We start from the raw sequence: 11,778 nt of genomic DNA, 5'->3' as shown, positions 1-11,778 counted from the left end.
GATTTGAACACGGATACACTGATGAATTGAATAGGTAGGGACACGGCAGTGCCGTGTCCCTACAGCCGTCTGCTGTATTTCATGGGATTGAAAACTGCCATAGGACTAAAGTCCGATGCTACGAACCTAGGTCATATTTTATTTCAAGTTTTGAGCAATCACTTTAACTTGGGGTGGCACATTAGCTACCATTCCGATCGCAGTTTTTTCGCTCAAAGCAACTAAAACTCCCGGCTGCACTCCCATGATTGCAATAATTATTGCTAAAACCAGCGAAGGAATGCGATCGCGCCAGCGGACTTGTGGCAAATTTACCACCACATCCGAAAGGCGACCGAAAAAGGCGCGGTTGACCATAATTAAAAAGTAAACTGAAGTTAAACCAGTGCCGATCATGCAGAGCAAAGTTTGCACCGGAAACACTGGCAAACTGCCCCGGAATATCAAAAATTCAGCAATAAATCCAGCCAAACCCGGAATCCCGGCACTTGCCATCACGCCGAGGATCATTAAACTGCCAATCATCGGCAAACCGCGATCGGGATTGAACAAACCTTTGAGCACATCGATGTTGCGCGTGCCGGATTTTTTGTAAACAACGCCGACACTCAAAAATAGCAGCCCCGAAATTAAACCGTGGCTAACCATTTGCAAAACAGTTCCCAACATACTAATCGGAGTAGCTGCGGCGCTAGCTAACAAAATGTAGCCCATGTGAGCGATCGAACTATAAGCTACAATTTTTTTCATATCTTTTTGGGCGATCGCGCAACTCGCCCCGTAAAGCACACTCACCACCGCCCAACTCGCCAAAGTCGGCGCCGCCACCGCCCACGCATCTGGAAACAAACCTAAACCAAAGCGCAGCATCCCATAAGTTCCCAGCTTCAAAAGCACCCCCGCCAGCAGCACCGAAACCGGCGTCGAAGCTTCTACGTGAGCATCCGGCAGCCAAGTATGAAAAGGCACCAAAGGCATCTTAATTCCAAAAGCCAGCAACACCCCTGCCAGCAAAATAATTTGCCTTACCAAAGGCAAGGGCAATCCTCCTTGCAAATGCGATGCGCCCGCGGCACCAACCATATCGAAACTCGAAGCACCGCTAAGCCAACCAGTGCCCAAGAAAGCAGCCAGCAGCACAATTCCCGAAAATGCAGTATAGATTAAAAACTTAGTAGCAGCGTAACCCCGGCGCTCGCCTCCCCAAATCGCAATTAACAGGTAAAGCGGAATCAATTCTACCTCAAAAAACAGGAAAAATAGCAGCAAATTTTGAGATAAAAAAGCCCCTGTTACGCCGCCAGTAATTAACAGAATCAAAGAATAATAAAGTCGAGGTCTGCGGATCGACTCATCCGTAGCGTAAATAGCTACCCCTGTCAGCAGAGTATTTAAAATTACCAAAGGCAGAGCCAAACCATCAACACCGAGATTGTAATTCAATCCCAAAACATCTATCCAAGGAATGAATTCCGCAAACTGCAACTGACTGGTACTGGCATCAAACTGAATTGCCAAAATCACCGATAGAATAAAAGCTATACCCGCAATGGCGATCGCGACATTCCGAACTATTTTAGAACTCACTGAACCGGGCCATAGCCCAATCAGGGCGGCAGCCAACATTGGTATCCAGATTAAAGCACTGAGCATCAATTAAAACTTTCCTTTGTTACACAGTATTTAGAGCTATATTTAACATTAACGCAAAGCAACTGAATAAAAAAGCGATCGGCTGATTTTCTTGTTAACATAGATTCAAATGTCTCTGGAATCCTCCTATGACCTCAACTCTTACAGATCGAGAAGATTTGCAAATTAAATCCGGTTCTCCTTCCACCCGCCTCACCGTTGCCGACTTGGAACAACTGCAAGGTATACTCTCGGAAGCACATCTAGACTACCAACTCGAACTGGTAGACGGGAAGATTATCGTTATGGGCCCATCAGACATTGTATCGAGCGAAATTGGGGCAGAGTTAGTCAGACTTTTACTAAACTGGGTCAAACCGCGCAAACTCGGACGAGTGTTTGAGTCCAGCGGCGGGTTTATTCTCCCCAATTCAAATCTTACAGCACCCGATGTTTCGTTTGTGGTAGCCGATCGCCTCAAACAAAGTAAAAGGTATTTTGCCGAACTTGTTCCCGACTTAGTTGTAGAAATCAAATCTCAGTCCGATCGCCTCAAACCCCTGGGAGAAAAAATTTTATCATTTATCGAACTCGGAGCAAAAGTAGGAATATTAATCGACCCCGACAAGCGGACCGTAACAATTTACACTCCGAAAGCAGAGCCAGTGGTATTGAGAGACGGCGACATGATTTCAATTCCCGAACTTTTGCCCGGTTGGGAAGTTGCGGTGACAGAATTGTGGCCGATCGATTTTGAATAAAATTAGATAAAAAAGCAGACAAACCCAGAATAAAATCATCTGCGTTCATCTGCGTTCATCCGCCCTCATCTGCGGTTTAAAATTAAATAACATCAGACAAAAAGCAGACAAACCCCGAAAAATTCATCTGCCAACCACTGCGGTTTAAAACTGCCAAATAATCAACGCCAGCAACACCGCAACCCCCCCCACAATAGTCAACACATAAAACTGCGACTGACCGGTGCCGCTGTACTTCAACCCTTCGCCGCTGAAAATTGTGGCAAAACCGAACAAATTCACCGCCCCATCCACCACATACTTATCAGTCCAAGCGCTGATTTTAGAAATAAAAGCCACCGCCCAAACGACAGTCAAGCGGTAAACTCGATCAATATAAAAATCGTAAGCGAACAAATCCTGCACCGCCGGCACCGGCAGCCGTACCGGTCGAGGTAAAACCCCGTACCAATAAATCGCCACCCCAACCGCAACGCCCATCAACCCAGATAACAACAACAGCGGCGTATCCAGCGTCTTCAAAAGCAAATTTAAAGCATCAAAATCTCCCGTTTCCGCCCAAGGCCCAGTCCAACTAATTAATAGTTGCCACCGCTGCAACATCCAAGGCACTAATAGCCCCATCACTGTCAAAATTACCATCGGCAAAGCCATCGGCCAACCAACTTCTGGAGCTCTGCGAGTTTTCGGCTGCGGTTTTCCAGCAAACACTAAACCGAATATGCGAGTTAAATTTAGCGCTGTCAAACCGTTAACCAAAAGCAACACAACTACCAGCCACAAAGGCACTGTCCAAAAACCGTTGAGCCAGCGTCGCATCGCCCAAAAGTTGCCCAGAGGCAACAGGGCTACCATCCCCGCAGCGCCTACTAAATAAGCCGTAGTCGTGGCAGGCATCTTCGACCACAACCCACCCATTTCTGTTAAATCTTGAGTGTTAGTTGTGGTAATAATTGACCCTACGCTCATGAATAATAGGCCCTTGGCGATCGAGTGCGCGAACAGCAACAGCAAAGCAATGTCAACTTGATTTAGCCCCACGGCGATAAACACCAAACCCAAAGAGGCACTGGTAGAATGCGATAGTGCTCTTTTGATGTCGATTTGGGCGATCGCCACCAAGGAAGCGCCAACAGCCGTTACCGCACCCAAAACCACCAGCACCGCATCCGTCACGGGCGACAGCGCTAAAACAGGCTGAAGTTTAATCAAAACATAAGCCCCAGCGCCCACAACTACCGTATTCCGCATAATCGAAGCCGGGTTTGGCCCTTCCATCGCCTCGTCGAGCCACAAATGGAAGGGAAATTGAGCGCACTTGGCCGTAGGTGCGGAGATTAAAGCCAAACCTAAAAGAGTCGCCACTAGGGGAGACAAAGTTGCTGTTTCCGCCCATGTTTCCAAATCGGAAAAATTCAAACTTCCCGCTAAAGTTGAAAGCGTCACTACTCCCATCAGCAGTGGCACGTCTCCTACACGCTTGGTTAAAAACGCATCTCTAGCGGCCGTTACTACCAGCGGTTGAGCGTACCAAAACCCGACTAGCAAATAAGTTGAAAGCGTCAGCACTTCCAACAAACCGTAAGTTAGAAGCAGCGAGTCGCTAATGGCAATGCCGCTAATTGCCGCTTCAAAAAAACCCATCAGCCCAAAAAATCGAGCTAGCGCCCAGTCTTTTTCCATGTAGCCTAGAGCGTAAATTTGTGCTAGCAAACTCAGAACACTAACTAACTCCATTGCTCCGACGCTGACGGTGGAGATTTCTATTGCAAAAGACAAATCTAAATCGGCTGCTTGCACCCAGTGCACGAGCAACTGTTGAGGCGGTTGATCCCAAGTCGCTGTAAAAATAACTGATCCGTGTATGAAAGCCACCACCGTCATCAGCAAATTGAAGTAAGCTGCAGGTCTTGGCCCTGTTCTGCGAATGGTGCCGGTAGACCACGGCAAAGTTAAAATTGCGCCTATTAAGCCATATAAAGGTACCCACCAACAGGCTTGGAGGAGAAATTGAGTCATTTAATTTATCCCTTAAACTTCAAATTACGAGCTGCCTTCATACAAAAACAGTCGCGGGCGATCGCGCGAGGCCCTAAAACTTTGACTAAACCCGATCGTAATAGTTGTGGCAAAATAATTTGCAGTCCAGATTAACTATACATGAAAGCATCAAAACTGATAATTATCTCAACACAAAATTATAGGCTGAGCAGAGGAGGCAGTCAAAGAAAAAAATGCCTGCCGATGGGCCAAGGCTGCCTTTTTTGCCGATTTCCCTGCGATCCCCATTTTGAAATCCCCTAGTTTCCCGCCAGCGATCAGCTCCGGCTTCGCATACCGAACTCTACTTGATGAGTATTCTTACTTACTTTAATCCCCCCTCGCTCTCGGTATCTATCCCTCTAAATATTAAGATTATTAAATAAATATGAAATTATTTTAAGTAACATAAAAAATTTTAATTTTTGTTATTAAACATTATGATGTTAGTTTATATTGTCAAGGTGGACAGCTTCCCCTATTCTTATAGGATAGGAAGCTTTACACTGCATTACTAAAAAATGTGGGCCTCCCCGTCCAAATTTTTAGATTTCTCAAAGATTTGTAACGGTAATTTCGCTCATCCTCAAAGGAGATTCAAAAATGTCAATTGCCGTGGGAATGATTGAGACAAAAGGTTTTCCCGCTGTTGTGGAAGCTGCCGATGCTATGGTCAAAGCTGCCCGCGTTACCCTTGTGGGTTATGAAAAAATCGGCAGCGCCCGCGTCACCGTAATTGTGCGCGGCAACGTGTCGGAAGTCCAAGCCTCAGTCGCAGCAGGAGTGGAATCCGTCAAGCGTGTGAACGGCGGAGAAGTCGTCTCTACCCACATCATCGCTCGCCCCCACGAAAACCTAGAATACGTTCTGCCGATTCGATATACAGAAGCAGTAGAACAGTTCCGAGGCTACTAAGTTCTTAGCGCACAAAAGTTTTGTTAAAAGAAAATTTGTGCGATCGTCAAAAATTAACTGTTTAGTTCCCCAAATATTCAATCAGGAGTAAAACCAATGGCAATTGCAGTTGGCATGATCGAAACCCTAGGCTTCCCCGCAGTGGTAGAAGCCGCTGACGCGATGGTCAAAGCAGCCCGCGTCACCTTGGTAGGCTACGAAAAAATCGGTAGCGCTCGGGTTACGGTCATTGTAAGAGGAGATGTCTCGGAAGTGCAAGCTTCTGTCGCAGCCGGAGTAGAGTCAGTGAAGCGCGTTAACGGCGGACAAGTGATGTCCACCCACATTATCGCCCGCCCTCACGAAAACTTAGAGTACGTGTTGCCGATTCGCTACACCGAAGCTGTAGAACAGTTCCGTGAAGGCGTCAGCGGCATTCGCCCTCTCAACAGATCATAAGATAGGCGATTCCCTACGGGATAGCTTCGCTTCACGGCTGTTAGGGGCGTTTGGTAATTAAAAATTAAAAATCGCGATGTTTTTGATTTAGCATTTTTAATTTTTAATTGAGGTGGGCATGGGATATTGGTTATTAGTCATGAGTCATTAGTCATGAGTCATTAGTCATTAGTCATTAGTCATGAGTCATTAGTTACTAGACGAATAACTCTAAACGGCGGACAGCGGACTGAGCAAAACTAATAAAAAAAAGACAAGTGACCCTGTAAAAATGACAATTACCAATTACCTATTACCTATTACCTAAAATGCAAATGGCCAAAGTTCTCGGCACAGTTGTCAGTACCCAAAAAGAGCCGACGCTGAGAGGATCGAAATTTCTACTGCTGCAATTCATCGATGAGGAAGGTTCGCCAGTTCCCGGCTATGAGGTAGCCGCTGACTGTGTGGGCGCTGGTATAGATGAATGGGTTTTAGTGACCCGAGGCAGCGCAGCCCGGATCGCGCCCGGAAGCGAAAACCGTCCGATCGATGCTCTAGTAGTAGGCATTATAGATACTGTCAATGTAGAAAACCGCCTCATTTACAGTAAAAAAGACGACCCGTACGGCTAGTTGCAAGCGTTAGCAGTTAGCAGTTAGTGGAAAAATAACTAACAACTAACAACTAACAACTAACAACTAACAACTAACAACTAACAAAAAGATTTTTCAGTTTAGGAGAACTTAATTTATGGCAGTCCGCAACGTTGCGGCTCCCCCGACGCCTTGGTCGAAAAACTTGGCTGAGCCTAAAATTCACGACACCGCCTTCGTACATTCCTTTTCTAACATTATTGGGGATGTGCAGATCGGTTCTAATGTGATGATTGCCCCCGGGACATCTATCCGCGCCGATGAAGGTACTCCTTTTTATATCGGACAAGGAAGCAACATTCAAGACGGAGTAGTGATTCACGGCCTAGAACAAGGCCGAGTCACAGGAGACGACGACAAATCTTATTCTGTGTGGGTGGGGAAAAATACTTCCCTCACCCACATGAGTTTAATTCACGGCCCGGCCTACGTGGGCGACAACTGCTTTATCGGCTTTCGCTCCACGGTGTTCAATGCCAGAGTGGGCAACGGCTGCATTGTCATGATGCACGTACTAATTAAAGATGTGGAGATTCCCCCCGGTAAGTACGTACCTTCGGGAGCCATCATCACTAATCAGAAGCAAGCCGATCGCTTGCCTGACGTTCAAGATTCTGACATTCAATTTGCGACCCATGTCATCGGCATCAATGACGCTCTGAGAACGGGTTATCGCTGCGCTGAGAACATCGCCTGTCTAGCACCAATTCGCAACGAGCAAACTAAAAACCCAAATATGACTCAAACCAAATATTCTACCCATGCCGGCACCCAATTGAGTTCAACTCTTGCCGATAGCATCCGTAATTTACTAGCTCAAGGATACAGCGTGGGAGCCGAGCACGCCGACGCACGCCGCTTCCGGACCGGTTCTTGGCGTACTTGCGGCCCGATTTCCTCAACCCGTGACTCAGAAGTGATCGCGGCTTTGTCAGCTTGCATGGCTGAACACCAAGGAGAATACGTCCGCTTGATTGGGATTGACACCAAAGCCAAGCGCCGCGTACTAGAAGAAATCGTCCAAAGACCGGGAGACAACGGCTCTAACGGTTCTAACGGTGCGAAAACTCACCAATCTAACGGTAAAGTTGCACAACAAGCTTCATACCACAATAGCGGTTCCGTGTCAAGCGGAAAATTGAGTGCCGAAACAGTGACTCAGGTTCGCGGCTTGCTAGCTCAAGGCTACAAAATTGGCACGGAACACGCCGACGCGCGCCGCTTCCGCACCAGTTCTTGGCAAAGCGGGGCTTCGCTGCAAGTCAGAAACGAATCTGAGGCGATCGCCGCTTTGGAATCTGTGATGAATCAGTACCCGGGCGAGTACGTGCGCTTAATCGGGATTGACCCGAAAGCTAAGCGGCGTGTCGTTGAAGAACTTATTCAGCGTCCAGACGGCCCGGTTGCTCAATCGGCTAAGCCGGCAGCAACATCGGGATACAAAGCAGCTTCGACTGGTTCGGCCAGCAGCGGAAGTTTGACCGGCAAGACGATCGACCAAATCCGCAACCTGCTTTCCCAAGGCTACAAAATTGGCACGGAACACGCCGACGCGCGCCGTTTCCGCACCGGTTCTTGGAGCAGTTGCGCCCCGATCTCATCCAACCGCGAATCCGAAGTGATTTCTGCCCTCGAAAGCTGTCTCAAAGAACACAGTGGCGAGTACGTCCGTTTGCTGGGCATCGACTCCAAGGCGAAGCGCCGGGTACTCGAAGAAATTATCCAACGACCTTAATTTGCCTGGTAATTAGCTTGTTTCTCCCGTTAAGCCCTCGCACAGGTGCCCACGGGAGAAATCCAAGCGGATTGAAGTTGGATTTGAGATAGTTAAAAAGCTCGATTGAGAAGGGTTGGTCAAAATCTAGAATCTTCTGGAACTTTCTAGGAAACGTTAAAGCATCAATCTTCTCAGTATTAGTAAATTATCGTTTCTTAGATTGACATGGTTAAATTTATTAGTCGAAAAAACCCATAATTTAAAGTCCTTTGATCTAAAAAAATCGCTCCTTTCATGGTGAAGTTGAATGTATTTATCGCCACTGCAATTAAGTAGCAACTCTCAGATTTTGATGAGTGGCGATGTAGTTGTGAATGAGGGTGCGGCGATCGCCCCTGGAGCAATCCTGCAAGCAGATCCCGGAAGCCGGATCTCGATCGCTGCCGGTGCCTGTATCGGTATGGGAGTTATCCTTCACGCCCGTGAAGGTACTCTGGAAATCGCGGCGGGCGTTATTCTTGGTGCAGGAGTGCTGGTGGTAGGTGCGGGAACGATCGGGGAAAATGCCTGTATTGGCGCCGCGACCACCCTAATCAATCCTTGTATTGACAAAATGCAAATTATGCCAGCAGGTTCTCTAATGGGAGATACCAGCCGCCAAGTCGCCCCAGAAGCAACCGCAACAGCGCCAAAAACAGCGCCAACATCACCAGAAACCCCCGAAGCCACTACGCCACCAGTCGATCGACCGATCGAGCCGATCGAGCCGCCACAACCCCCCGAAACACCGCCTCAAACTGCGCCGGAGACGGCCCCAGACCCGCCGGAATCCACCGCAGCAGATCCGCCCCAACCAGGGGAAACGCCGACTATTCTCTACGGTCAAGCTCACATCAATCGGCTATTGGGGACACTGTTTCCGCACCGACAAGCTTTTAATCGATCGGAGGAAAACGGGCAAACTCTATCGGGCGGTTCCGGGTAGCCGTCATTTCGGCAAAAGGCAGCTATGCTGAAGGCAGAAAGATCAAATATAAATAGGTAATCTCATATTATTGGTAGCTCAGCAATTTGTCAGGCCTTGCCGTAGCAATCTGTGTCTTGTAGCTCGTGCAGTCTGTCTTCTCATCTGAGAAACTATAAACTATCAACAAATTTTTATTTTGGGAAGTTTCTAAGGGTAATAGAAGATGGACGGACAAACAGATCGTAACAGTCACGAAGAGCGATCGCAGCGCCAGGAATACTTCAAAGACACTGCTTTGGGTTTGGTATCCACCAAGAGTTTTCCGGCTATTGTGGGGACTGCTGACATGATGCTGAAGTCGGCAGGAGTGATTTTAGTAGGATACGAAAAAATTGGTTCCGGTCACTGTACCGCGATCGTCCGGGGCAGAATTTCGGATGTGCGTTTGGCTGTGGAAGCTGGAGCTCAAACTGCCGAACAGTTCGGGCAGTTTGTTTCTAAGTTGGTGATTGCTAGACCTTTGGCTAATTTGGAAGTGGTTTTGCCGATCGGCTTTCGGCTGACTGAACTTTCCGAAAGTGGCAATTATTCTCGGCTTAGCAATCAGGCGATCGGTTTGCTCGAAACCCGGGGATTTCCGGCAATGGTCGGTGCTTGCGATGCTATGCTCAAATCCGCCGACGTACACTTGGCAGCCTACGAGAAAATTGGCGCGGGTTTGTGCACGGCAATTATTCGCGGTGCAGTTGCAGATGTAGCAGTAGCCGTAGAAGCCGGGATGTACGAAGCTGAGCGAATTGGCGAGTTGAACGCGGTGATGGTAATTCCGAGGCCTTTGGAAGATTTGGAACAAACTTTGCCCCTGGCGAGTTGCTGGATCGAACACCGTAAACCGGTAATGATGCCTATGTCGGTTAAGGAAAAGGAACAAGAATTGATTGAACTTCCCGATTTGGAGAAATTGAGAGTTTATGTGGAAGAGGAAATCAATCGTTAATTGGTAATTAGGCAACAAAAGTTTGTACAGACGTACGGCAGCAAATACTGAGACGAAGTTTGTCAAAAAAATATAGAGTTTACTCGGTAGGACGGCTGGTAAAAATTTATACTGAGTAGCGGTCTCAAACTTAATTTGGCGATCGAGCCGATCGCCGCCGCATCAAGAGACACAGAGCACCAAGTAAAACTAGACTTTTGAGATTAAGTCGATCGGGTAAACAATCGAACTGACTAATAAGTAAATCCCGCCCACGTGCAGAGCCTTTAAACAGGATTTAACTACTGTTAAAATAAACCAAAAATCCTGTTTACGGTAGATTGCCGGGAATCATTTAAGAGTTAATCTAACCGCAGGTGGATGCTCTTTCAACAGATGAACGGCTGTCGAACTCAAAACTGACTGCACAGGAATCAACCCCCAGAATCAAGCACTCTTGAAAGTTGACCTATGAACCTCAAACAATTTTACAAGCGCGGTTTGCACAGCGCCAAGAAAGGAAACTATGAAGCGGCACTTGAGGACTTCGATCAGATACTGCAACTCAATCCCGCCGATGCCAAAGCCTATAACAATCGCGGCTTGGTTTACTATTACATGAAAGACTACCAAAAAGCGATCGCCGACCTCAGCCAAGCCCTAGATATCAATCCTAATTTGTTCGAGGCTTACTTGAATCGAGGCAATGCTTGGCGTCATCTCGGAGAACACGAAAAAGCCATTGAAGATCTCAACTGCGCTTTAGCAAATAAGCCTAACAGCCACGCTATCTACAACAACCGGGGACTTGTACTTGCTAATTTAGGAAATTACGAAGAAGCAATAGAAGACTACAATCGAGCTCTATCTATCAATTCCAACAATTATAAAACCTATTACAACCGGGGGCGCGCTTACTACCTTTTGGGAGAAAAAGAGGCAGCAACAGAAAACTTTAATGAAACGCTGCGGTTGAATCCTAAATATATCAAAGCTTACATAAATCGAGGTCTCTGTTACCACCAATTAGGAGACAATACGCAGGCGATGGCCGATTACAACATTGCACTCGCCATAGATCCACAAAATGTTTATGCCTATTATAACAGAGGTTGCGTTCGCTATAAATTAAAACAAATGCAGCTTGCAATTGAAGACTTTGACAAAGCAGTAGAACTCGATCCGAACTATGTTAAAGCTTATCTCAACCGGGGTTTAGCACTGTATAAACTTGGAGATGTGACGGCAGCAAATAAGGATTTTTACCACGTAATGTGCATTAATGCGGAAGCTTATGTATACTACCAGGCCCAGCGGTGCACGCCTGATATTAATTCGTACTTTAAGGAAGCGCCGCAGGTAGAACTTAATAATGCTGTCGAATACTACAATACAACCTTAAATACGATGTCAACTTCCTTAAGTTCCGCAGCATTAAACGCGGTCTGGAATCAAGAAGATTTGGAGAACCGAGACTCGATTATCTGTGAAGGTGAATTTATTAATGATTGATTTAGTAAGTAATCAATAGCCATTATTCATTAGACTTATTGCCTCAATCTTTGATCGAGGAAACCGCAGATGCAACGCACAGACATTTAACCCACATTCCGCAACCCCCGGTAGTGGCCAAGAAGTAATGATGGTAAGATAGTAGCCTTGATAAGTTTTTTGTGAACTATGCCGAATTGTCCCGT

10 protein-coding genes are annotated in these 11,778 nt (G+C 47.0%); 8 read left to right on the top strand and 2 right to left on the bottom strand.

Annotation, left to right across the window (positions count from 1 at the left end):
• Window positions 1–138: 138 nt before the first annotated feature.
• Complete coding sequence (locus tag QUA10_RS24900) at window positions 139–1,653, bottom strand: NADH-quinone oxidoreductase subunit M (protein WP_333085231.1); 1,515 nt, start codon at window positions 1,651–1,653, stop codon at window positions 139–141.
• Between the two features lie 128 nt (window positions 1,654–1,781).
• Here QUA10_RS24900 and QUA10_RS24895 point away from each other — a divergent pair, with 128 nt between their 5' ends.
• Window positions 1,782–2,393: a Uma2 family endonuclease gene (locus QUA10_RS24895; protein ID WP_333085232.1), complete on the top strand. Its 612-nt coding sequence runs from the start codon at window positions 1,782–1,784 to the stop codon at window positions 2,391–2,393.
• Window positions 2,394–2,537: 144 nt separating this feature from the next.
• On the opposite strand, the gene QUA10_RS24890 is transcribed toward QUA10_RS24895, so the two are convergent.
• Window positions 2,538–4,412: an NAD(P)H-quinone oxidoreductase subunit F gene (locus QUA10_RS24890; protein WP_333085233.1), complete on the bottom strand. Its 1,875-nt coding sequence runs from the start codon at window positions 4,410–4,412 to the stop codon at window positions 2,538–2,540.
• 624 nt (window positions 4,413–5,036) lie between these two features.
• Between QUA10_RS24890 and QUA10_RS24885 the strand changes: the two genes are divergently transcribed.
• From QUA10_RS24885 to QUA10_RS24855, 7 genes are all read left to right on the top strand, one after another.
• On the top strand, window positions 5,037–5,348 hold the full coding sequence (locus tag QUA10_RS24885; RefSeq protein ID WP_006635059.1) for a carbon dioxide-concentrating mechanism protein CcmK: 312 nt from the start codon (window positions 5,037–5,039) through the stop codon (window positions 5,346–5,348).
• 96 nt (window positions 5,349–5,444) lie between these two features.
• A complete protein-coding gene (locus tag QUA10_RS24880) occupies window positions 5,445–5,786 on the top strand; it encodes a carbon dioxide-concentrating mechanism protein CcmK (RefSeq protein ID WP_006635058.1) in 342 nt (113 codons plus the stop codon).
• Window positions 5,787–6,094: 308 nt separating this feature from the next.
• Window positions 6,095–6,400, top strand: a complete 306-nt coding sequence (locus QUA10_RS24875) for a EutN/CcmL family microcompartment protein (RefSeq protein WP_006635057.1) — start codon at window positions 6,095–6,097, stop codon at window positions 6,398–6,400.
• A gap of 118 nt (window positions 6,401–6,518) precedes the next feature.
• Window positions 6,519–8,156, top strand: coding sequence for a ribulose bisphosphate carboxylase small subunit (locus QUA10_RS24870; RefSeq protein ID WP_333085234.1), 1,638 nt, complete (start codon window positions 6,519–6,521; stop codon window positions 8,154–8,156).
• A 289-nt stretch (window positions 8,157–8,445) separates the two neighbouring features.
• Window positions 8,446–9,123, top strand: coding sequence for a carbon dioxide concentrating mechanism protein (locus QUA10_RS24865; protein WP_333085235.1), 678 nt, complete (start codon window positions 8,446–8,448; stop codon window positions 9,121–9,123).
• Window positions 9,124–9,328: 205 nt separating this feature from the next.
• Window positions 9,329–10,102, top strand: coding sequence for a BMC domain-containing protein (locus QUA10_RS24860; RefSeq protein ID WP_333085236.1), 774 nt, complete (start codon window positions 9,329–9,331; stop codon window positions 10,100–10,102).
• A 450-nt stretch (window positions 10,103–10,552) separates the two neighbouring features.
• Window positions 10,553–11,593, top strand: a complete 1,041-nt coding sequence (locus tag QUA10_RS24855) for a tetratricopeptide repeat protein (protein WP_333085237.1) — start codon at window positions 10,553–10,555, stop codon at window positions 11,591–11,593.
• Window positions 11,594–11,778 lie beyond the last annotated feature (185 nt).

The organism is Microcoleus sp. Pol8_D6 (assembly GCF_036700965.1).
In the GTDB taxonomy this organism is placed as follows: domain Bacteria; phylum Cyanobacteriota; class Cyanobacteriia; order Cyanobacteriales; family Microcoleaceae; genus Microcoleus.
This window is presented reverse-complemented; position numbering and strand designations above follow the sequence as displayed.

Excerpts from the sequence above, each read along its gene's own strand:
- QUA10_RS24900 (WP_333085231.1), bottom strand. The coding sequence starts at position 1,653 with ATGCTCAGTGCTTTAATCTGGATACCAATGTTGGCTGCCGCCCTGATT.
- QUA10_RS24895 (WP_333085232.1), top strand. The coding sequence starts at position 1,782 with ATGACCTCAACTCTTACAGATCGAGAAGATTTGCAAATTAAATCCGGT.
- QUA10_RS24890 (WP_333085233.1), bottom strand. The coding sequence starts at position 4,412 with ATGACTCAATTTCTCCTCCAAGCCTGTTGGTGGGTACCTTTATATGGC.
- QUA10_RS24885 (WP_006635059.1), top strand. The coding sequence starts at position 5,037 with ATGTCAATTGCCGTGGGAATGATTGAGACAAAAGGTTTTCCCGCTGTT.
- QUA10_RS24880 (WP_006635058.1), top strand. The coding sequence starts at position 5,445 with ATGGCAATTGCAGTTGGCATGATCGAAACCCTAGGCTTCCCCGCAGTG.
- QUA10_RS24875 (WP_006635057.1), top strand. The coding sequence starts at position 6,095 with ATGCAAATGGCCAAAGTTCTCGGCACAGTTGTCAGTACCCAAAAAGAG.
- QUA10_RS24870 (WP_333085234.1), top strand. The coding sequence starts at position 6,519 with ATGGCAGTCCGCAACGTTGCGGCTCCCCCGACGCCTTGGTCGAAAAAC.
- QUA10_RS24865 (WP_333085235.1), top strand. The coding sequence starts at position 8,446 with ATGTATTTATCGCCACTGCAATTAAGTAGCAACTCTCAGATTTTGATG.
- QUA10_RS24860 (WP_333085236.1), top strand. The coding sequence starts at position 9,329 with ATGGACGGACAAACAGATCGTAACAGTCACGAAGAGCGATCGCAGCGC.
- QUA10_RS24855 (WP_333085237.1), top strand. The coding sequence starts at position 10,553 with ATGAACCTCAAACAATTTTACAAGCGCGGTTTGCACAGCGCCAAGAAA.